This window comes from Nocardia sp. NPDC052316 (genome assembly GCF_044547795.1).
In the GTDB taxonomy this organism is placed as follows: Bacteria; Actinomycetota; Actinomycetes; order Mycobacteriales; family Mycobacteriaceae; genus Nocardia.
In genome coordinates this window covers 1-21544 of the sequence record NZ_JBIUBB010000003.1, presented here as the reverse complement: position 1 = coordinate 21544, position 21544 = coordinate 1, and the positions used below count along the sequence as shown (strand labels likewise).

The 21544-nt window shown below is 67.3% G+C and carries 19 protein-coding genes and 1 rRNA gene; 8 read left to right on the top strand and 12 right to left on the bottom strand.

Annotated features, from left to right (window positions below; genetic code table 11):
- Positions 1 to 138: 138 nt before the first annotated feature.
- From glgP to ACIHA7_RS12810, 3 genes are all read right to left on the bottom strand, one after another.
- The gene (gene glgP / locus ACIHA7_RS12820) at positions 139 to 2727 is read right to left on the bottom strand and encodes an alpha-glucan family phosphorylase (RefSeq protein WP_397288805.1); all 2589 of its coding nucleotides are present in this window, start codon (positions 2725 to 2727) and stop codon (positions 139 to 141) included.
- 85 nt (positions 2728 to 2812) lie between these two features.
- On the bottom strand, positions 2813 to 3364 hold the full coding sequence (locus ACIHA7_RS12815; protein ID WP_397288803.1) for a DUF4262 domain-containing protein: 552 nt from the start codon (positions 3362 to 3364) through the stop codon (positions 2813 to 2815).
- A 112-nt stretch (positions 3365 to 3476) separates the two neighbouring features.
- Positions 3477 to 3938: a VOC family protein gene (locus ACIHA7_RS12810; RefSeq protein WP_397288801.1), complete on the bottom strand. Its 462-nt coding sequence runs from the start codon at positions 3936 to 3938 to the stop codon at positions 3477 to 3479.
- A gap of 65 nt (positions 3939 to 4003) precedes the next feature.
- Between ACIHA7_RS12810 and ACIHA7_RS12805 the strand changes: the two genes are divergently transcribed.
- From ACIHA7_RS12805 to glgB, 4 genes are all read left to right on the top strand, one after another.
- Complete coding sequence (locus ACIHA7_RS12805; protein ID WP_397288799.1) at positions 4004 to 4600, top strand: TetR/AcrR family transcriptional regulator; 597 nt, start codon at positions 4004 to 4006, stop codon at positions 4598 to 4600.
- 61 nt (positions 4601 to 4661) lie between these two features.
- Positions 4662 to 5303 carry a LysE family translocator gene (locus tag ACIHA7_RS12800; RefSeq protein WP_397288797.1) on the top strand — a complete coding sequence of 214 codons (642 nt, stop codon included), beginning with the start codon at positions 4662 to 4664 and terminating at the stop codon, positions 5301 to 5303.
- A 52-nt stretch (positions 5304 to 5355) separates the two neighbouring features.
- Positions 5356 to 7356: a maltotransferase domain-containing protein gene (locus tag ACIHA7_RS12795; RefSeq protein ID WP_397288795.1), complete on the top strand. Its 2001-nt coding sequence runs from the start codon at positions 5356 to 5358 to the stop codon at positions 7354 to 7356.
- Between the two features lie 14 nt (positions 7357 to 7370).
- Positions 7371 to 9509, top strand: coding sequence for a 1,4-alpha-glucan branching protein GlgB (gene glgB / locus ACIHA7_RS12790; RefSeq protein ID WP_397290730.1), 2139 nt, complete (start codon positions 7371 to 7373; stop codon positions 9507 to 9509).
- 125 nt (positions 9510 to 9634) lie between these two features.
- Here the strand turns inward: glgB and ACIHA7_RS12785 are convergent, their stop codons facing one another.
- The 3 genes from ACIHA7_RS12785 to ACIHA7_RS12775 form a co-directional block, all read right to left on the bottom strand.
- Positions 9635 to 10486, bottom strand: coding sequence for a tetratricopeptide repeat protein (locus tag ACIHA7_RS12785; RefSeq protein ID WP_397288793.1), 852 nt, complete (start codon positions 10484 to 10486; stop codon positions 9635 to 9637).
- 61 nt (positions 10487 to 10547) lie between these two features.
- Positions 10548 to 10925 carry a DUF3817 domain-containing protein gene (locus ACIHA7_RS12780; protein ID WP_397288791.1) on the bottom strand — a complete coding sequence of 126 codons (378 nt, stop codon included), beginning with the start codon at positions 10923 to 10925 and terminating at the stop codon, positions 10548 to 10550.
- Between the two features lie 135 nt (positions 10926 to 11060).
- Positions 11061 to 12239: an acetyl-CoA C-acetyltransferase gene (locus tag ACIHA7_RS12775; protein ID WP_397288789.1), complete on the bottom strand. Its 1179-nt coding sequence runs from the start codon at positions 12237 to 12239 to the stop codon at positions 11061 to 11063.
- Between the two features lie 108 nt (positions 12240 to 12347).
- Between ACIHA7_RS12775 and mce the strand changes: the two genes are divergently transcribed.
- Together mce and ACIHA7_RS12765 are read left to right on the top strand one after the other, a co-directional pair.
- Positions 12348 to 12809, top strand: coding sequence for a methylmalonyl-CoA epimerase (gene mce, locus ACIHA7_RS12770; protein ID WP_397290728.1), 462 nt, complete (start codon positions 12348 to 12350; stop codon positions 12807 to 12809).
- Between the two features lie 86 nt (positions 12810 to 12895).
- Positions 12896 to 13897 carry a hypothetical protein gene (locus ACIHA7_RS12765; protein ID WP_397288787.1) on the top strand — a complete coding sequence of 334 codons (1002 nt, stop codon included), beginning with the start codon at positions 12896 to 12898 and terminating at the stop codon, positions 13895 to 13897.
- Between the two features lie 134 nt (positions 13898 to 14031).
- On the opposite strand, the gene ACIHA7_RS12760 is transcribed toward ACIHA7_RS12765, so the two are convergent.
- Positions 14032 to 14340, bottom strand: a complete 309-nt coding sequence (locus ACIHA7_RS12760; RefSeq protein WP_397288785.1) for an ATP/GTP-binding protein — start codon at positions 14338 to 14340, stop codon at positions 14032 to 14034.
- 233 nt (positions 14341 to 14573) lie between these two features.
- Between ACIHA7_RS12760 and ACIHA7_RS12755 the strand changes: the two genes are divergently transcribed.
- The gene (locus ACIHA7_RS12755; protein WP_397288783.1) at positions 14574 to 15290 is read left to right on the top strand and encodes a rhomboid-like protein; all 717 of its coding nucleotides are present in this window, start codon (positions 14574 to 14576) and stop codon (positions 15288 to 15290) included.
- A gap of 69 nt (positions 15291 to 15359) precedes the next feature.
- A complete protein-coding gene (gene nucS, locus ACIHA7_RS12750) occupies positions 15360 to 16046 on the top strand; it encodes an endonuclease NucS (protein WP_397288781.1) in 687 nt (228 codons plus the stop codon).
- 83 nt (positions 16047 to 16129) lie between these two features.
- Here nucS and ACIHA7_RS12745 read toward each other — a convergent pair whose 3' ends face one another.
- From ACIHA7_RS12745 to rrf, 5 genes are all read right to left on the bottom strand, one after another.
- A complete protein-coding gene (locus ACIHA7_RS12745) occupies positions 16130 to 17059 on the bottom strand; it encodes a hypothetical protein (protein ID WP_397288779.1) in 930 nt (309 codons plus the stop codon).
- Positions 17060 to 17062: 3 nt separating this feature from the next.
- Positions 17063 to 18112 carry a 3-oxoacyl-ACP synthase III family protein gene (locus tag ACIHA7_RS12740; RefSeq protein WP_397288777.1) on the bottom strand — a complete coding sequence of 350 codons (1050 nt, stop codon included), beginning with the start codon at positions 18110 to 18112 and terminating at the stop codon, positions 17063 to 17065.
- A gap of 68 nt (positions 18113 to 18180) precedes the next feature.
- Positions 18181 to 20376 carry an MMPL family transporter gene (locus ACIHA7_RS12735; protein ID WP_397288775.1) on the bottom strand — a complete coding sequence of 732 codons (2196 nt, stop codon included), beginning with the start codon at positions 20374 to 20376 and terminating at the stop codon, positions 18181 to 18183.
- 211 nt (positions 20377 to 20587) lie between these two features.
- Complete coding sequence (locus ACIHA7_RS12730) at positions 20588 to 21073, bottom strand: hypothetical protein (protein ID WP_397288773.1); 486 nt, start codon at positions 21071 to 21073, stop codon at positions 20588 to 20590.
- A gap of 380 nt (positions 21074 to 21453) precedes the next feature.
- A 5S ribosomal RNA gene (rrf, locus tag ACIHA7_RS12725) occupies positions 21454 to 21544 on the bottom strand; the annotation flags it as partial.

Here is a 21544-nt window from a genome sequence, read left to right as displayed (position 1 = left end):
GGTCTCCAGTCAGGGAGTGGTACGGGCGTGCCCAGGCACGGTAGCCGACGATTCACCGAATCGCGGAATTCGACCCGACATATCCCGCTCGGACCGTCCGTGTCACGAAAGGGCTGGTGTGACGCCCGCCGCCCGGTATCAAGCGTTCGGCGCGGCGACCAATCCGAGCTCCGCGTCGCAGGCGAGCAACTCGTTGTGCGGCAGCACCCGCACCGTGTACCCGACGGCGCCGGACAGCGGTACCGGCGTGTCCACGGTGAAAAGCTCCACCCCGGCGTCGGATCCGGCGTGCGTCATCGCGACGGTGCTCACGTCGGAGAGGTCGTCGGCGGTGGACACGCGCCCGAGCACCGCCTGCACCACGACGTCGCCGGGCTGCAATCCGCCCAGGTCGATGCGCGCGGTCAGGGAGAGGCGGGCACCGATGATCGGCGTATCCGGCAGGCCAGCACTGTCCACCTGGATCACCTTCACCGACGGCCAGGCCGCTTCGACGCGGCGCCGGTAATCGGCGATGGCGCGCGCCTCGGCGAACTCGTCGGCGGTCGCCCGCTGGTAGGCGCCGGCGGCCGGGGCGTAGTACTCGACGGCGTAGTCGCGGACCATGCGGGAGGCGAGCACCTTCGGGCCGAGGGTCTGCAGGGTGTGGCGCACCATCTCGACCCAGCGCACCGGCATCCCGGCGGCGTCGCGATCGTAGAAGCGGGGTGCGACTGTGCGCTCGAACAGGTCGTAGAGCGCGGCGGCCTCGAGGTCGTCGCGGCGCTGTTCGTCGCTGACGCCGTCGGCGGTCGGGATGGCCCAGCCGTTCTCGCCGTCGAACATCTCGTCCCACCAACCGTCCCGGATGGACAGGTTGAGGCCGCCATTGAGCGCGGACTTCATGCCGGAGGTGCCGCAGGCCTCGAGCGGGCGCAGCGGATTGTTCAGCCAGACGTCGCAGCCCCAGTACAGGTAGCGGGCCATCGACATGTCGTAGTCGGGCAGGAAGACGATGCGGTGGCGCACCTTGGGGTCGTCGGCGAAGCGCACCACCTGCTGGATGAGCGCCTTGCCGCCGTCGTCGGCGGGGTGGCTCTTGCCCGCGACCACCAACTGCATCGGCCGCTGCGGGTCGAGCAGCCTGGCGCGCAACCGTTCCGGGTCGCGCAGCATCAGCGTGAGCCGCTTGTAGGTCGGCACGCGGCGGGCGAAGCCGACGGTCAGCACGTCCGGGTCGAAAACGCTGTCCACCCAGCCCAACTCGGCCTCCGCGGCGCCACGGTCCAGCCAGGACGCGCGGACCCGGCGCCGCACCTCGGCAACGAGAATGGCGCGCAACGCGTTACGCGTGGACCACAGCTCACCGAGGTCGACATCGCGCAGCCGCTCCCAGCCGCGCGCCTCCTCGACGAGTTCGGCGCCGATGTGCTTGCGCGCCTTGTCGAACCACTCGCGGGCCGCCCAGGTCGGCGCGTGCACACCGTTGGTGACCGAGCCGATCGGCACCTCGGCCGCGTCGAACCCCGGCCACAGCGCGGCGAACATCTCCCGGCTGACCTCGCCGTGCAGTTTCGATACGCCGTTGGCGCGCTGGGCAAGTCGCAGACCCATGTGCGCCATGTTGAACACTGAAGGATCCGCCTCGCGGCCCAGCGCGACAATGCGGTCCACGGAAAGGCCGGGGAGCATGGCGGATTCGGATTCGCCGTGCGCTCCGCCGAAGTAGCGGCGCACCATCGGCATCGGGAACCGGTCGATACCGGCGGGAACCGGGGTATGCGTGGTGAAGACCGTGCCGGCCCGCACCGCGGCCAGCGCCGTGTCGAAATCCTGTCCGGCAGCGACGAATTCACGAATACGCTCGACGCCGAGGAACCCCGCGTGCCCCTCGTTCATGTGGAACACGTCGGGATCGGGCAGTCCGGCCGCGTTGGTGTAGGCCCGCACCGCCCGCACCCCGCCGATACCGGCCAGGATCTCCTGCCGGATCCGATGCTCCTGATCGCCGCCGTAGAGCCGGTCGGTCACCGCGCGCAGCTCCGGATCGTTCTCCGCGATATCGGAGTCGAGCAGCAGCAGCGGAACTCGCCCCACCTGCGCGATCCACACCCGCGCCCGCAGCACCCGCTGATCGGGCATCGCCACATGAATCAGCACCGGCGCGGTCTCCGCCCCACCGTTGGCCGAGGTGAGCAGCCGCAACGGCAGACCTTGCGGATCCAGGTCCGGGTAGTGCTCGGTCTGCCACCCGTCCGCCGACAACGTCTGCCGGAAATAGCCGGAGCGGTACAGCAATCCGACACCGATCAGCGGCAGGCCGAGGTCGGAGGCCGCCTTCAGATGATCGCCCGCGAGGATGCCGAGGCCACCGGAGTAGTTGGGCAGCACCTCGGTCACGCCGAACTCCATGGAGAAGTAGGCGATTCCGCGCACCCCTTCCTCGCCCGCCCGCCGCTCGAACCAGCTCGGCGCCGCCAGGTAGTCCCGCAGATCCGCCGCCGCGGCATCCACTCGACGCACATAGTCGGGGTCGGCCGCCAGCTCGTCCACCCGCGCGGCGGGCACCTCCCCCAGCATCCGCACCGGGTCGTGCCCCATCTCCAGCCACCGCTGCGGATCCATCTCGGCAAACAGATCCTGCGTCGGCGGATGCCACGACCAGCGCAGATTCGTAGCGAGCTCGCCGAGGGCGGCCAGCCGCTCGGGCAGATGGGCACGGACGGTGAATCGACGCAATGCCTTCACCCGGCGAACCCTACCGAACGTTTCGGGACCGGGCCGCCTCGGCGGTAGAGCTCACAGCTATCACGGCCGGTAGGCCCGCCACCGGCTAGTTCCCCGCGTCGGCCGTCCACATCCCCGCGGGGTGCTCCTCCGGCGTCAGCCACAGCTGCGGCTGACGGCCCCGGTCGCGTTCCCGAGCCTGGTCTTCCCAGTGGAAGTGATGATCCGCGTCGGGCCAGGCCACCTGGAGCACCGTCAGCGGAGTTTGCCCGCGGTAAAAACCGCGGGCGCGGCCGAAGAAGGTTCGATGCCAGGCCGGGTCGACGGCTCTGAGGGCCACCGGACGGCCCTCGATCACATCGTCGTCCCGCAGGCCGTCTTTCAGCTCGGTGCCCGCGGCGGCCTTGGCCCCCAGCGTGTTCAGCATGCGGTTCATCTCATAGACGTCGAGTCCGAACATGGCGAGCTCCGGAGCACCATGGCTGTGCGAGAGGCCGATGGTGTACGCGAACCGCACGTCGTCATCGACGACCATGACGACGTGCCACCCGTACTGCCGCACGTGATCGATGATCCGCAGGTCCACCCCGTCCGCTTGGTCGCGATCACCATGGTCGTGACACAGGATGCAGCGGCATTCGAAAGAATCTTCCAGCACGGAACCGAGGCTAGCGGCGCAGGCCAGGTCCGGCGCGTGAGCCATGGCTACCACCGCTGCCTTCTTGACCGAATCGACTACGCGGCCCCGGCTTTTCGCCGGCCCGCGCTCATCATTGCTGCCCGCTGAACTTTTCCGCGGTGTACTCGGGGCTGAACTGTTCGGCGTACTCGCCGGTGGGCGGCACCTCGGTGATCATGTCGATCAGTACTCCGCTCGGGTCGGCGACGATGAAGTGCCGCTGCCCGAAATCCTCGGTGCGGATGGCCAGTTCGGCCTGCAGCCCACCCTGGACCACCATGCGGCCCCACTCGGCATCCACGTCGGCGACCTCGAAGTTCAACAGCAGTCCCTGGACCGGCTTGCGATAGGCCTCGGGCACGGTCGGGTGGGTGTAGTCGAGCAGCGCGAGCTCGTAGGTCACCTCGCCCGGCCGCCGCAGGCTGACGTACCAGTCCGCCTCGAAGGTGATCTCGAAGCCGAGCCACTCGGTGTAGAAGTCGCGGGCTGCCGCGACCTCGGAGGTACCGATGACCGGGTAGAAGCTGCTCAGTTTCACGTTCTCACCTTTCACATACCGATGGTATGTGAGCTAAAGTAGTTCGCGTACCATCGGTATGTCAACAGGAAAGGTGGGCGATGCCGAGCACGATCCGCACCCAGCAACGCGCGGCGACCCGCAACGCACTGCTGCGCGAGAGCAGGCGCCTGTTCGCGGCGAAAGGCTATGGGGCCGTTGGCTTGTCGGAGATCGTCGCGGCGGCGGGGGTGACCAAGGGCGCGCTGTACCACAACTTCGACAGCAAGGCCGAGCTCTTCGCGGCAGTACTCGAGCAGGTGCAGAGCGAGGTGGGTGAGCGGGTGGCCGCGGCCGCCGACGCCGTCGAGGACCGCTGGGAGCAGCTGGTCACCGGGTGCACGACGTTCCTGGCGACCTGCACCGATCCAGAGCTCGCGCGGATCATGCTGATCGACGGGCCCGCGGTCCTCGGCTGGCACGAATGGCGGGCGCTGGACGCGGCCGCGTCGGGCCGCCATCTCGAGGAGGCATTGACGGCGCTGATCAACGAGGGTGTGCTCGCCGACCAGCCCCTCGCCCCGCTGACGCACCTGTTGTCCGGCGCGATGAACGAGGCGGCGCTGTGGTTGGCCACTTCGGACGATCCCCAGGCACTGACCGACACCACCGCGGCCTTGCGTCGCCTACTCGAAACCTGTCGGACCACCTCGGGGTAAGCGCAGCTTGTAAGCCGAAAAGCGCTGGCGGCGCGGCCGACCGACGTGACAGCATCGGCGGATGCCGCACTGGGTAGCCGTTCTCCCCCAATTCCTGCTGGCCTGCGTCATCCTGGCCGCGCTACCCGGACCCGCGACGGCCCTGTTCCTGCAGCGCTCGGTCCGCGACGGACGCAAAGCGGGCCTGGCCGCGGTCGCGGGCAACGAGATCGGCGTGCTCGGCTGGAACCTGGCCGGCGCCGCCGGGCTGTCGGTGCTGCTGGTCGCCAATCGGTACATGAATACCGCGATGCACATCATCGGCGCGGTGGTGCTGATCTGGCTCGGTGTGCAGGCCTGGCGCGGTGCGCGCACCGACGTCGAGTTCGGCGGCGCCATGACGAAGATGCTGCCGTCGGGCCGGACCCCCGCCGCGGCTTTCCGCGCCTCGCTGGTCTCCATCGCCGCGAATCCGAAGGCGGCGGTGTTCGGGCTGACGATCCTGCCGCAGTTCCTGCCGTCCAGCGGCCCGGTGCTGCCGACCATTTTCATCCTGGTGGCGATTCAGCTCGTGGTCGACACGGCCTGGTGTGTCGGCATCGTGCTGGCCGCCGACCAGGCGGGCAGCTGGTTGCGGCGCACCGGTATCCGGCAGCGGATCGAGCGGGCGCTCGGTGCGATCCTGATCGCGCTCGGCCTCGGGCTGGCCGCCGACGCGCGTTGACCAGCCGACCGCGCTGATCACACGAATGGCGCTCTGACGGTAGGTTGGGTCCGTGACCGGCCGCATCGCAATCGATGACACTGCCCCGTACATCGCAGGCGGACGGCCCGCCAAGGCCGTCGTCGGGGAGGTTTTCCCGGTGCGCACCGTGGTGTGGCGCGAGGGCCACGACGCCGTCGCCGCCACGCTGACCGTGCGCGCGCCGAACTCGTCCCGGCCGATCCGGATCCGGATGACGCCCGATCTCGAACCGGACGTGTTCAACGCCGCGTTCACCCCCAACCTGCCCGGCGCGTGGACCTACCGCATCGAGGGCTGGAGCGATCCGATCGCCACCTGGCGTTCGGCCGTGGAGGCCAAGCTCGCGGTCGGCCAGACCGCCGCCGACCTGGCAAACGATCTCGAGATCGGTGCCAGACTCTTCGACCGGGCCGCGCAGGCCGTGCCGAAGAAACAGTTCGAACGCTTGCGCGCCGCGGCGGCCGCACTGCGCAGCGACGAGCAGCTGCCTGCCAGGGTGGCGCCTGCCTTCGCCGAGGAGATCGCCGAGATCCTGCGCGCGACCCCGTTGCGCGACATGGTGACCCGGGGCCCGCAGCACACCGTGCAGGTGGAACGGCAACGGGCACTGTACGGCTCGTGGTACGAGTTCTTCCCGCGCTCGACCGGCGGCCGGGACGCGGCGGGCAAGCCGATCCACGGCACCTTCGCCACCGCCGCGAAGGAACTGCCGCGCATCGCCGCCATGGGCTTCGACGTGGTCTACCTGCCGCCGATCCATCCGGTCGGCGAGGTGAATCGCAAGGGCCGCAACAACACTCTCGTCGCCGAACCGGACGATGTCGGCTCGCCATGGGCCATCGGATCCGAGGATGGCGGGCACGACTCCGTACACCCGCTGCTCGGCACCGAGGCCGACTTCGCCGAATTCGTGGACACCGCGGCGCAACTCGGCCTCGAGGTGGCGCTCGACCTGGCGCTGCAGTGCGCGCCGGACCATCCGTGGGTCAGCGCGCACCCGGAGTGGTTCACCACCCTGCCCGACGGCACCATCGCCTTCGCCGAGAATCCGCCGAAGAAGTACCAGGACATCTACCCGGTCAACTTCGACAACGACCCTGATGGCCTGTACGCCGAGGTGCTGCGCGTGGTCCGGCATTGGATCGCGTTGGGCGTCAAGATCTTCCGGGTGGACAACCCGCACACCAAGCCCGCCGATTTCTGGGAGTGGCTGATCGGCACGGTGCGCCGCACCGACCCCGACGTCATCTTCCTCTCCGAGGCGTTCACCCGCCCGGCCAGGCTGTACGGCCTCGCGCGCCGCGGCTTCAGCCAGTCCTACACGTATTTCACCTGGCGCGTCGCGAAGTGGGAACTGACCCAATTCGGCCAAGAACTGGCCGCCAAGGCCGATGAGGCCAGACCCAACCTGTTCGTCAACACCCCCGACATCCTGCACGAGAGCCTGCAGCACGGCGGCCCAGGCATGTTCGCCATCCGCGCGGTGCTGGCCGCGACCCTCGCACCGAGCTGGGGCATGTACTCCGGCTACGAACTGTTCGAGCATCAGGCGGTGCGACCGGGCAGCGAGGAGTACCTGGATTCGGAGAAGTACGAGCTGCGCCCGCGCCCGTTCGCCGAGGCACTGGCCCGCGGTGAATCGTTGGAGCCGTGGATCACTCGGCTCAACGAGATCCGCCGCGCGCACCCGGCACTGCAGCAGCTGCGCTGCATCCACTTCCACCACGTCGACAACGACTCGCTGATCGCCTACTCCAAGATCGATCCGAGCAGCGGCGACGCGGTGCTCGTCGTGGTGAACCTGAATCCGTTCGCCGCCGAGTGGGGCATGGTCTCGCTCGACCTGCCCGCCATCGGCCGCGAATGGCACGACCACCCGGTGGTGTACGACGAGGTCAGCGGCGAGGAATACCACTGGGCACAAACGAATTACGTGCGCCTCGACCCGGCGAACTCGGTCGCGCACATCCTCACCCTGCCGCCGGTCGCGCAGCAGGCCCGCACCGAGCTCGCCTACCGGAGCACGCTGTGAAACGCCGGGACCTGATGCTGCTGGCCGCGGGAACCCACGGCGATCCGCACACCGTGCTCGGCGCGCACCCGCACCCGGACGGCACCGAGATCAGCGTGCTTCGCCCGCACGCGGAGTCGGTCACCGCCCGGATCGGCGCCGCCGACCACGCGCTGAAGTCGCTGGGGCACGGCATCTTCGCCGCGGTGGTCCCCTACCCCGAGGTGATGGACTACCGCATCGTCACCACCTATCCGGGCGGCCGCACCATTGTCTCCGCCGACGGCTACCGCTTCCTGCCGACGGTCGGTGAACTGGACCTGCACCTGATCGGCGAGGGCCGTCATGAGCGACTGTGGGACGTGCTCGGCGCGCACCCGCGCCGCTACACCACCCTCGACGGCGAGGTGGACGGGACCTCGTTCGCGGTGTGGGCGCCGAATGCGCGCGGCGTCACCGTGATCGGCGATTTCGACGGCTGGAGCGGGCACACCGCGCCGATGCGCGCGCTCGGGTCGTCCGGCGTGTGGGAAGTGTTCGTGCCGGGGGTCGGACCGGGCATGAAGTACAAGTTCCGGGTGCACGGCGCCGACGGCCGCACGGTCGACCACGCCGACCCGATGGCGTTCGCGACCGAACTGCCGCCCGCCACCGCGTCGGTGGTGACCGAGAGCCACTACGTCTGGGACGACCAGACCTGGCTGGACACCCGCGCGACCACCGACCCCAACCAGGCGCCGATGAGCGTCTACGAGGTGCACCTCGGTTCCTGGCGCCCCGGCCTCGGCTACCGCGAATTGGCCGACCAGCTGGCCGATTACGTGCAGGCCGCCGGATACACCCACATCGAGCTGCTGCCCATCGCCGAACATCCCTTCGGCGGCTCCTGGGGCTATCAGGTCACCTCGTACTACGCGCCCACCGCGCGCTTCGGCACGCCGGACGACTTCCGCGCCTTCGTCGACCGGCTGCACCGAGCGGGCATCGGGGTGTTGCTCGACTGGGTGCCCGCGCACTTCCCGCGCGACGAATGGGCGCTGGCCCGCTTCGACGGCACCCCGCTCTACGAGCACGCCGACCCGCGCCGCGGCGAGCAACTCGACTGGGGCACCTACGTTTTCGATTTCGGACGGCACGAGGTGCGCAACTTCCTGGTGGCCAACGCGCGCTACTGGATCGAGGAGTTCCACATCGACGGGCTGCGCGTCGACGCCGTCGCCTCCATGCTGTACCTGGATTACTCACGCCCCGAAGGGGGTTGGGAGCCCAACGTGTACGGCGGCCGGGAAAACCTGGAGGCCGTCGACTTCCTGCAGGACCTCAACAACACCGTGCACCGGCATCACCCCGGCGTGGTCACCATCGCCGAGGAGTCGACCAGCTGGCCGGGCGTCACCCGCGGCACCGACGTCGGCGGCCTCGGCTTCACCATGAAATGGAACATGGGCTGGATGCACGACACCCTCGGCTTCCTGCAGCGCGACCCGATCCACCGATCCTGGCACCACAACGAGATCACCTTCTCGCTGATGTACGCGTGGAGCGAGAACTTCGTGCTGCCGATCAGCCACGACGAGGTGGTGCACGGCAAGGGCACGCTCTGGACCAGGATGCCCGGCGACGACTTCGCCAAGGCCGCGGGCGTGCGGGCCCTGCTGGCCTACATGTGGGGCCACCCCGGCAAGCAACTGCTGTTCATGGGCCAGGATTTCGGTCAGTTCCGCGAGTGGTCGCACGATCGCGGTCTGGACTGGGCGGAGCTGGACAACCCACTGCACCAAGGGATCACGGCGGCCGTGCGGGATCTCAACGCGGTGTACCGCGCCCGGCCCGCGCTGTGGAGCCAGGACATCACCCCGGGCGGCTACTCGTGGATCGAGGCGAACGACCAGGCGAACAATGTGCTGGCGTTCCTGCGGTACGGGTCGGACGGGTCGGTGGTCGCCTGCGTGTACAACTTCTCCGGTTCGGTGCACGGCGAGTACCGGGTCGGCCTGCCGTTCGCCGGACAGTGGACCGAGATCCTGAACACCGATGCCGCCGAGTACGGCGGCTCGGGCATCGGAAACCTGGGTGCCGTCAAGGCCACTGACGAGGGTTGGCACGGTCGGCCCGCCTCGGCGACGATCGCGCTTGCCCCCAACAGCGCCGTCTGGCTGGCCCCGGACAGCTGACGTTCCGTCATGTCGGGTCGGCTCCGGCCCACGAGACCCGTTCAGCCCAACGACAGCGCCCCGCCACCCGATTCGATCCGGGATGACGGGGCGAGTTGCGTTGTCGGGATGCGACGCCGGTCGAGCTAGTACAGCGCGGCAGCCAGCTTGCGACGAGCCGCGACCACGAACGGCTCGGCCTGATCGAACAACTCGAAGAGTTCGAGCAGCCGGGTGCGGGCCTTGGTGCGGTCGTCGCCCGCCGAACGCTTGACCACGGCGATGAGACGGTCGAACGCGGCCTCCGGCTGCTGCTCGAGCATCTCCACGTCGGCGGCGTCGAGCGCGGCGTCCACATTGCCCGGGTCGGCGTCGGCGGTCGCGATCGCCGACGCCGGGATGTTCTGCGCGCGGCTGAGGAATCGCAGCTGGCGCAGCGCGCCCTTGGCTTCCTCGTTGCCCGGTTCCGCCGCGATGATCGCCTCGTAGGCGGCCTCGGCACCGGCCAGATCGCCCTGCTCCAGCGCCGTCTCCGCGGCGACGAAGCGGGGGTCCTCCGGCGCCGCCTGCGGCTCCTCGCCGCCAGGCAGCTTGCCCGCCACGGCGTCGATGACCGCGCTCAGCCACTGCCGAACCTGCGGCTCCGGCTGGGCGCCCTGGAAGTCGGCCAGCGGCTGGCCGCCCGCGACCGCGATGACGGTCGGGATGCCCTGCACCCCGAACGCCTGCGCGATCCGCATGTTGGTCTCGGCCTCGACGGTGGCCAGGTCCCAGGTGCCGTTCGCCTCGCCGACCAACCGCTCCAGCGTGCGGACCAGCTCGACACTGCCCGGACTGCGTTGCGAGTAGAGCGCGACGACCACCGGCACCTGCACCGAGCGGCGTAGCACCTTGGTCTCGAAGTTCGCCTCGTTCACCGCGTAGTCGCCGCCACCGGCGGCACCGGGCGCACCGGCGGGCGGTTGCTTCAACCCGGAGAGATCAACTGCCCCGGACATGGCGGCGACAGCGGCTGGCGTAGGACGGCGTGCAGCAGGTCGAGTCACAGTTTCCAGTTTGTCACGACGTGGCGGCGGCCGGAGCCCCGGAGTCGGCAGAATTCGCGTTGCTCAGCTCACCGAGCTTGCCCGAGCGGACCGCCCAGATCTCGAACAGGACGGTGAAGAACGGCGGGAGGCTGGACAGCAGCGCGAGCACGGTGGTCTTCGCGTTCCAGCCGAGCTCACGCGCGGTCACGATGGCGAGGATCACGAATAGCACGAAGATGATGCCGTGCGTCATGCCGAACACCTTCACCGGCCACAGCACCGGCTCGGGGAGGCGCTTGAACACCATGCCGACGATCAGAAAAACCCACGAGATCGCCTCGAGTACCGCGATGAAACGAAACCGCTTCGCGACGGTGCTCAGGTCGAAGACATTGCCCATGCGCACCATTGTGCCGGATGCACTACGACGTGTCGTAGTGCGACGGGTCACATTCGATCGCCGCCGTCCGCCGTCCGAGCGCGCAGACGACGCGGCCCCCGCGCACCTGCGCGGGGGCCGACAACGAACTCGCTTGCGGCAGAACTAGACCCGGACAATCAGGGCATCGCCCTGACCGCCGCCACCGCACAGCGCGGCGGCACCGACGCCACCACCGCGGCGCTGCAACTCCAGCACCAGGTGCAGCAGGATGCGCGCACCGGACATGCCGAGCGGGTGTCCGATCGCGATCGCGCCACCGTTGACGTTCACCTTCGCCGGATCGATGCCCAGCTTGCGGGTCGAGGCGACACCGACCGCCGCGAACGCCTCGTTGATCTCCACCAGATCCAGGTCGGCGGGCGAAATACCCTCGCGCGCACAGGCCTTGGCGATGGCGTTGGCCGGCTGATCCTGCAGCGTCGAGTCCGGGCCCGCGACCACGCCCGCCGCGCCGATCTCGGCGATCCAGCTCAGGCCCAGCTCCTCGGCCTTGGCCTTGCTCATCACCACGACGGCGGCCGCGCCGTCGGAGATCTGCGACGCCGTGCCCGCGGTGATCGTGCCGTCCTTGCGGAACGCCGGACGCAGCTTGGCCAGCGACTCCGCGGTGGTGTCGGCGCGGATGCCCTCGTCGGCGGCGACCAGCAGCGGGTCACCCTTGCGCTGCGGCACCGAGACCGGGACCACCTCGTCGTCGAAGACGCCGTTCTTCCACGCCTCGGCCGCGCGCTGGTGCGAGGCCGCGGCGAACGCGTCCTGGTCCGCGCGGCTGACCGGCTCGGTGTCGTTGCGCTGTTCGGTCAGCGCGCCCATCGGCTGGTCGGTGAAGATGTCGTGCAGGCCGTCGTAGGCCATGTGGTCACGCAGCGTCACGTCGCCGTACTTGAAGCCCTCGCGGCTCTTCTCCAGCAGGTGCGGGGCCTGGCTCATCGACTCCTGGCCGCCCGCGACCACGATCTCGTACTCGCCGGCCCGGATCAGCTGGTCCGCCAACGCGATTGCGTTGATACCGGACAAACACACCTTGTTGACGGTGAGCGCGGGCACGTCCATCGGAATGCCCGCCGCCGCGGCCGCCTGCCTGGCCGGGATCTGGCCCGCGCCCGCGGTGAGCACCTGGCCCATGATCACGTAGTCGACCTGCTCCGGCGCGACGCCGCCCTTCTCCAGCGCGGCCTTGATGGCGAAGCCGCCGAGGTCGGAACCGCTGAAGTCCTTGAGGCCGCCGAGCAGGCGACCGACCGGGGTACGTGCGCCGGAGACGATCACGGAAGTAGTCACGACGAGCCTCGCTATCTTGGTTTCGCAGGATTCCGTACTCCACGGTAACCGCTACGCCCGAGTTGCCGGTACGCAGGTAGCGGCTACCTTCGAGTAGTGAGCAACGTTATGGATTCGTCCGATTTCATCCCCGCGGACTACGTCGTCGCCATCGATCACGTCGGTGTCGCCGTGCCAGACCTGGATGTCGCGGTTGCCTGGTATGCCGAGAATCTGGGCATGATCGAGACCCACCGCGAGGTCAACGACGCCCAAGGCGTGCACGAGGCGATGCTCTCGCTGCCCGGCGCCCCCGACCGCGGGACTGCCCTGCAGTTGCTGGCTCCGCTCAACGAGGAGTCGACCATCGCTAAGTTCATCGACCGTAACGGCGCGGGCCTGCAACAACTGGCCTACCGGGTCACCGACATCGACGCCGTCTCCGCGCACCTGCGCGGGCGGGGTCTGCGTTTGCTGTACGAGGCGCCGAGGCCTGGAACAGCGGATTCCCGCATCAATTTCATCCATCCGAAGGATGCTGGCGGTGTGCTGATCGAGTTGGTCGAGCCGAACGCGAATGTTACGCACTAGTATCAAGATCGGGCGGGCAAAACTCTTCGGAATCACATTCGCGGTCGAGTCACCATCAGGTCTCTGTAGGCTGTAGTTTGTGTGCCATGTCGTCACCTGAGTCCGATCGCAATCGCTTCGTTGCACTGCCCTTCACCGTTGTGCGCAAGGGTTATGCGCAAGACGAGGTACGCAACTACTTCGACCGCTTCGACGCCGAACTAAGGGTCACCGCTACCGACCGGGATGCTGCTGCGGCACAAGCCCGTAACCTCGCGAGCCAGCTCGAGGATGCGCGTGACGAGATCGACGAGCTCCGAAAGGAGGTCGACCGACTCTCGGTGCCGCCCACCACCGCGGAAGGCATGTCCGACCGCATCTCCCGCATGCTGCGGCTGGCCTCCGACGAGGCCTCCGAGGTTCGGGCCCTGGCCCAGGCCGAGGCCGCGGAGATGGTGTCGATCGCGGAGCAGCAAGCCACCGAGATGCGTGGCAAGTACGAGTCGTTGCTGGCCGAAACCAAGGAAAAGCGCGAGGCGCTCGAGATCGAGTTCGAGCAGACCCTGGCAAACGCGCGCACCGAGTCCGCCAAGATCATCGAGGCGGCCCAGGCCGAGGCCGACCGCCTCGGCAAGGAAGCCGACGCCAAGCGCAAGGCGACCCAGCAGGACTTCGAGGTCACCATGGCGGAGCGGCGCACCAAGCTCACCCGCGCCATGGAGGAGCTGGAGGCCACCAGCCGCGCCGAGGCCGCACAGCGGATCAAGGACGCGACCGACGAGGCCAACCGCCTCATCACCTCCGCGACCCAGACCTCCGAGCGCAAGATCGCGCACGCGAAGGAACTGGCCGAGGAGATGCGCGTGCTGCGCGGACGCGTGCTCGCCCAGCTGCTCGGCATCCGCGGCCAGCTCGACTCGGTGCCCGCGATGCTCGCCGCGGTCAACCGGGAAAGCGAACTGCTGGACGGTGTTCCGGATCAGCGCAAGTCGATCAGCAACAACACCAAGCAGGTCGCCGGCTCCAGCCGCAAGGCCATCCCCGAGGTCGCCTCGGAAGAGGACGACATCGTCGACGAGGAGCGCGAGAACGCCGACATCAGCAACTAGAAATCGGCGGGCCAAGCGGCGACTAACGCAGTAACCCAACCGAATCCACACCAAGGCCGCCCCTTCACCGGGGCGGCCTTCCTAATTCCCTGGGCGAGTAGAGCTTCGGGCAGCTGGACTTCAGCGCCGCACGCTCACGACCATCGGCGCGTGATCCCCCGGGTCTGGCGACCATTCCAACAACCGCGGTGCCAATGTCTGCGATCGTCCTCACCGCCGTCCGCAGCCCAGGCGACGATGTGCGCCACCCCCAGCGCGATCTCGTGGTCACACCCCGGGCAGCGGTAAACCTTCACCGCACGCGCACCGGGGATGGTGCGAACGACATAGGTCTCGTCCCCGCCGGGCCCCGCCTCGGTCCGACCGAAGACATCACCGAGCGGCGCGCCGCCCGTCCGCGAGCGGCCCGTCTGACCGTCTGCGCGCGGTTTCCGACGAGGCATGCTGCCAGCCTATTACTCGCGCGCAGGCGGCTCTGCTCGACCGCTGTACGAAGGTGCTGCGGTGCCGGATGGATCAGCCGGCTCGACCTGCCGCAATCTGTCCGGATGTGGCACAGTAGGGCACCGCCGGAACGCCCCGCCGACCAGCTTCGCAGCAATCTCACAGGGAATACCGGGATCGAACACAGCGGCGTCCGCGATCATGGAGACACCGCACAGACACGGAGGTATCGATGGCCGTCGCGACGACCACGGACGACCACATACCGGTCGTCGGTTCTCGTTGGTGGCGTCCGAAGGTGCCCGCGACCGTCGGCTATCTGTCCGCACTGGTCATCGTCACCTCGATCTTCTCGGCCCTGAGCGATTCCGCTCAGTCGACAGTGGTGCTGCACGCCAGCACCAACCTGCACAACCTGCTGCAAGGCCGGGTCGTGACCTTGCTGTCGAGCGCGCTGGTGATCGGGGATGTCGGCACGGCGTGGTTGATCATGCCGCTGCTGGCCTGTCTGCTCGCGCTGGCGGAGCTGCGCTTCGGTGCGCTGCACATGGTGCGCGTCTTCCTGGCCGGGCACATCGGCGCGACCCTGCTCGTCGCGGCGGGGCTCTGGGTGGCGGTCGAGTTCGATTGGATGCCGGCCAGTGTGCGCTGGAGCGAGGACGTCGGTATCAGCTACGGCGCCATGGCGTTGATCGGCGCGCTGGTCTTCGTCGTGCCGAGCAGGCTGCGGATCGCCTGGGCCACAGTGTGGTTCACGGCCGCGGTGGCCGGTGTGCTGCTCGGACAGAACTTCACCAGCGTCGGACATCTACTGGCGTTCTGCATCGGCTCGGGCGTCGGCTACGGCATGATCCGGACCAAGACGCCGGTCACCCGCCGGTTCAGCAAGGTGGAGAAGGCGTTGCTCGGCACCAGCGTGATTCTGGCCGCCGCCGTACTCTTCGGCTGAGCGACGAGATGCCGCGAGTCGGGGCGGGCTGACGTCCACGACCGTCGATTGGTCACCTAGAGTGCTTGGGTGCGCCTAGTGATTGCTCGCTGTCAGGTCGACTACGTAGGGCGACTCACCGCCCATCTCGCGATGGCCCGCCGCCTGCTGATGGTGAAAGCCGACGGCTCGGTCCTCGTGCACTCCGACGGCGGCTCGTACAAGCCGCTGAACTGGATGAGCCCCCCGTGCTGGCTCGAAGAGCGAAGCGCCGCCGACATACCCGAGGGCGCTAAGGCCCTCTGGGTGGTCACCAACAAGGCCGGCGAGGAACTCCGCATCACCATCGAGGACATCGAGCACGACTCCTCGCACGAGCTCGGCGTCGACCCCGGTCTGGTGAAAGACGGTGTCGAAGCCCACCTCCAGGTCCTGCTCGCCGAGCACGTGACCACCCTCGGCCCCGGCTACAGCCTGATCCGGCGCGAGTACATGACCGCGATCGGCCCGGTCGACCTGCTCTGCCGGGACGCCGAAGGCGCCACCGTCGCCGTCGAGATCAAGCGCCGCGGCGAGATCGACGGCGTCGAACAGCTCACCCGCTACCTCGAACTCCTCAACCGCGACCCGCTGCTCGCACCGGTAGCAGGCGTCTTCGCCGCCCAGCAGATCAAGCCGCAGGCCCGCACCCTCGCCGAGGATCGCGGAATCCGTTGCCTCGTCCTCGATTACGACGCCCTGCGCGGTACCGAGAGCACCGAATTCCGGCTGTTCTGAACGAGAACGCTGCGGCCCCGACTCTTTCGGGGGTCATGGGTCGGGACCGCGTCCGGATATTTCGGTGTGCGGCGAACGACGTATCAGTACCTTGCAGCGTCTCCGGCACTCATCGCTGCCACAGCGGACGCTTTCGGACGGTAGGCCATACAGGCGGCCGAGGCATCGTAGGCGGCCAGGAACAGCACGGTATCGGCGGCGTCGAGTACACCGGAGTCTTGCGCATGCAGATACGCGTGGACCGGTGCCGCAGAGTACGGGTCGCCCAAATCAGGCGGGACACCAACCACCGACGCAGGGGCGAGCCCGAGCGTATCAGCAAGGCGCGCAGGGAATCCACGGCGCGGCGCCGGGGCAAGGAGCACCGCGCGTCCCGCCGCGAAATCGCGGTCGTCGATTTCTTCCTCCACAAGGCAAGCACGTACCGCCGCGACAGCCAGGGGGAGCGGGTCGTCTCCAGCCAGTGTCGTTACGGTCGAGCGGCCGGCCACCCCGGCTTCGTTGATATCCAGCCAGGCGGACGGCCCGACCGAGCCGGTGGTGTCACGAATCTGCATGCGGCCGAATCCGCCTGCGGTGGAACAATTTCCGATCAGCATAGCGGCGGCACCTGTGGTGTAGGGAAATCCGACCACGCCACACTCGGTCGATGGATGGGTGTCCCCGGCCAGTAGCAGCACATACTCGACCTCCCCGGTGGCCAAGAAGCATTCGGCGGTGGTGAAGGCATGCAGGAGGCCGTTGGCGCCGTGTAGCAGGTCGAAGGAAACAACGGGAACTCGGCCCGGCTCATACTCGACGCCGAGGCCGATCCGTTTCTGGATGAGCGCGGCCGCAGCGGGCTCGACGAGATTGCTGTCCCGGAATACACCTGTGTTGACCAGCATTCCGACCTCGTCGACGGTGACGCCCGCGCTGTCGAGACAGGTGCGTGCGGCGCGTGCGGCCAGCTCGAAATAGCTACCGGTATCCGGATCGGTGTTCACCGCGGCGGCGAGGATCATGGTTGGCACGGCTCAGGCCTCCAGTCGTGAGATGGTCGCGGCAAGGTGACCGGACACTGTGCCGGATGCCTGGGGTGTCATCAGGATCTTCGAGCCCTTGGGAATCTTCTGCTGCGCGAGATGCTCGTGCAGGACCACGAAGTGCGATGTCGATGCCGTATTCCCGTACTCGTGCAGCACATCGAGCGCCTCCGGCATCAGGGTATCGAAGTGCCGCTCGACCATGTGCGAAATGTACTCAGCGAGCGGACGACTGAACTGGTGCTGAATGATGTAGTCGAACTTCTCGCTCTCCCAGCTACGGCCGTTTTCCTTCAGGAAGGTTTCCATACGTTGAATCCCTTGCAGGTATCTGGCCGGATTCTGCATGGCACGATTGTCGGTGTAGAGCGCGATCCCGTTCGAGCTGTCGCTGGGCATACCGAGGCAATACTCGGCCCCGTCGGCGACAGTCATGAGCTCGACGTAATGGATCTCGTCGTCATCGTCCCCACGCCCGTCGAGCACGACAGCCACCCCCGCATCGCCGACCGTCAGCGCCGCGAACTGCGGATCGTACGGCCTGCTGATCTCACGCACCGCCGTTTCGGCGCTCGGCGTGATCTGCTCGCCGCTGACCACCAGCCCATTGCGTACCACCCCGGCCTTGATCATCCGGTCCAGCACAAGGACTCCCGTGATCATCCCCGCACACGCATTGGAGACGTCGAAATGCCTGGCTCGCGTCGCACCGATGGACTGGCCGAGCATCTGCGCGAATGCCGGTGCCCCGCAGAAGATTCCCTTGCCGCGGAACCGAGTTATCGACGTCGAGATGACGATGTCGAGTTCATCGGCCGCGTAGTCGGAACGCGCGAGGCAATCGTCGATGGCACGTCGGGCCAACTCGAAAGAGCATTCGTACCGGTCCGGATGAGAGTCGTACACCCGCCGATTCTTGATCCCGGTGATCCGCTCCAGATCCGGCGCCCGCCGCACTTTTAGCTTGGCGACCAATTCCTCGGTGGAGACAACGGCTTCCGGTGTGTAGCGGCCGATCGACTCGAAACGCGTACGCGGCATTTCCCCTGCTTTCTGCAGATCAGTCATGCACCAACAAGTGTCACCAGGTTGTGGAACATTGTTTTCAGCTAGCTCACTCCGGATGAGCGCCCGATCCCTGTCGCGGCCACGTCGGCGACGACCGTGCGCACCAGTGCCGAATCATCCGGCACGGAATGCGAAGTCTTCCGCCCCACAGCACTTCTCGGACGAAGCGAGGGGAACCACCAGTTCCAGCGACCCATGATCTGCATCAGAGCGGGCACCAGGACGAGCCGGATCACTGTGGCGTCGACAATCAAAGCCGCGGCGATGGCGAATCCCATTACCCGCAAGCCGCTGATCTCGGATACCAGCAAGCTGCCGAAGGCGACGGCCAGGATCGCCGCAGCCAGTGATATCGGTTGAGCGGTGCGTTGCAGGCCGACCGCGACCGAACCGCGGTTATCGCCGGTTGCCTTGTACTCCTCCTGGATTCGACGAACGAGAAACAGTTCGTAGTCCGTGGACAGCCCGAACAGCAGCACGAAGACGACCAACGGCACCTGTGGCCAGATCAGCCCTTGGCCGGACGAGGCTGACACGTCGTCGCCTCCGTCGCCTTGGAACAGCAGCACGGTGAGCCCGAACGCCGCACCGGTCGCCAACAGGCTCATGGCGAGCGCTTTCATCGGTAGCAGCAGGCTACGGAGCACCACCACCAGCAGAGCAAACATCAGGACCAGCACACAGCCGACCACCCACCACAGCTTCGTCGAGGTCTCGGTGAGGATGTCGGTGACAAGGGCGCTGGAACCACCCACGAGCACTTGGACGCCGGGCGGTGTGGCGGCGGGCACGATCTCCGCGCGAATCCGCTGCACCAGCCGGACAACAGCAGGCGAGTCGGGTGGATGCCTCGGGACGACAAGCACAGCGGTGAGGTCGACGCCATTGTCGAACGTGGTGGCAGCGGCCACTTCCCGGTCCGCATGCAGCGCGGCGATCAGCGGTCCAGCGTCCGGCTCCTCGGTATCGGGAGGCCGTTTCAAGGTAAGGAAGAAGGTACTCGTCAAGCCGGGCACGTCGCGGTCCGCGATTGCGTGACCGGCGAGGTCCGCTGTGTCGGCGAGTGCACGGCGCTCCAAGTTTATGCCCAACCGCATATCGGGCATCGGCATAGCGAGCAACAGCAGCCCCGCGGTGACGGCAATGGCATAAGGCCACGGGTGACGCATCAGATGCTCTGCCCAGCGAGCGAGCAGACTCCGCCGGTCGGGCGCGCCGTCAGGCACCGAACTACGCCGCGCCATCCACCGGGGACGCCACTCGAGCCGTCCGCTCAGCGCCACCAGCAGAGCTGGCAGCAGCGAGACCGACGCGACCAACGCGACCACGGTCACTGTCATGGTGCCGATCGCGGCCTGAGCGAATACATGCCAGCGAACCAGAAACAGACTCACACACGCCAGGAACAAGATCAGTCCCGAATACACCACCGTTCGCCCCGTAGTACTCGCCGCCGTCGCGACAGCCTGCTCCGGGCTGGACCCGGCCGCCAGCTCTTCGCGGTAGCGGTTCGTCACGAACAACGCGTAGTCGATACCGACTCCCAATCCCACCGCGTTCACCCCGACAAGCAGCATGCCGTCCACCGGAAAGACGTCGGTCAACAGGGCGAACAGGCCCAAGGTCGTCGACACCGATGCGCCGGCGACGACCGTCGGCACCAGTGCGGCCACCGGGGCCCGTAACCCCAACAGCAGCACCACGATCGCAGCAGGTACCGCGACCAGCTCGATGCGCATCAGGTCGGCGATCTCCGCCTCCTGCATTGCCTGACCGAATGCCGACACCCCGACCAGATACGTCCGCACGGTACCGTCGGACGCGGCTCGGGTCGCCCCATCGACCGCGGCCTGCTGGGCCGGTATCCGGCCCTGGCGGTCCTGGTCTTCGCCGGAGGTCCCCACCAACAGATATGCCGCATGCTCATCATCGAATAGCGGGCGCAGCGGTTGCAGCGTTTCATCGAGCGCCGTGGGCCGGTGATCGGAGTCGCCGGCCACCGGTAGCAATACCGCCTTCTCGATGCCGTCTTGGCGTCCCAACTCGACCATCGCCGCCTTGATCGCGGCTCGGAACACCGGATCCATGGCCGCATGTACGGGCGAGTGCACCACCGCGATCATCGGGTCGTTGCCGAGTGACGGGAGGCCCGCGCCGAGGATCTCCCCCGCCCGTTGCGATTCCGACCCGGAGACCTCGATCGGCGGCGATACCACCGAGCCCAGTAGGTGCGGCAATCCGAACAATCCGATCACAACCACTAACAGCCAGCCGGCGAATACTCGGCGCCGATACCGAGCCATCGTCACAGCCAGCTGAGCCAAAGCATCCTTGCGCCCGGTGGGCACATCCCACTCCGTTTCCTGAATGGATCTCTGCTAGGTGTCGAACGCCGCGCCGATCAAGATCGGCGCGGCGGAAACCTCAACCGAGTTCGTCTTCGGCCTACTACTCCTTGGTGGTGTACTTGATCTTGGACACCTTGTAGGAGCCATCCGGAAGTGCCTTGCACTCCTTCATCTTCGGGACCTCCGAGACGGTCCCTTCGATGTTCATCGTCTCGTCAGCGTCGGTTGCCGTGGCCTTCCCCGTCGTCTCGCCCAGCGCAACGGTGAATGTCACCACGGTCCCGGTCTTGGACTTTGTCTTGGTGCCGTCGTCGTTCTCGCTCTCCGCGACAACAGGCGCCGTGTAGACGCACTTACCACCCTTCGTCTCGAACGTGATGTCCTCCGCCTCACCCTCGGTGGTGCCCGGACAGCCGTCTTCGTTATCGTCGCCGAATCCACCCATACCGGTCGCCGAGGTCCCGCTGATGGTGACCTTGCCGGTACCCCCCTTGCATTCGACCGGGTCGGCCGTCGAATCAGGGGCAGCGGCGATGCCATAGCCGACCGCGGACATCGCCAGCAGTCCTGCGGCGACGTAAGCCAAACGCCGCGTTCCTGTCCGGCGGGTGCGCGTCGGACTTGTCGACTCGGGCTCTTCTGTTCCTTCGATTGCCATCACATACCTTCCCAACGACTGAGAGATCACTCGAACAACACCTCCGCGGGTCTATAACCCGAGACGGAGGCTGTGACGATCCTGCTGAGAGCCTGGTGAAGATAGACTGCGCGCAGAACCTACCATGTGGAATGGTCATCTAGCATTCGTTGCCGCAGTGCCGCTGGATGGTATTCCGCATGGAATTTCCGCTGGTCACGGGACTCATCGGTCGACTATTCGATGAAATGTCAAGGAGGCCGCGAGTGCTGGCGGGCCCGGAAACGACGAAACCCCCCAGCGTGAGCTGGGGGGTTTCGTGAAGGATGTTCCGGCGGTGTCCTACTCTCCCACACCCTGTCGAGTGCAGTACCATCGGCGCTGGCAGGCTTAGCTTCCGGGTTCGGAATGGGACCGGGC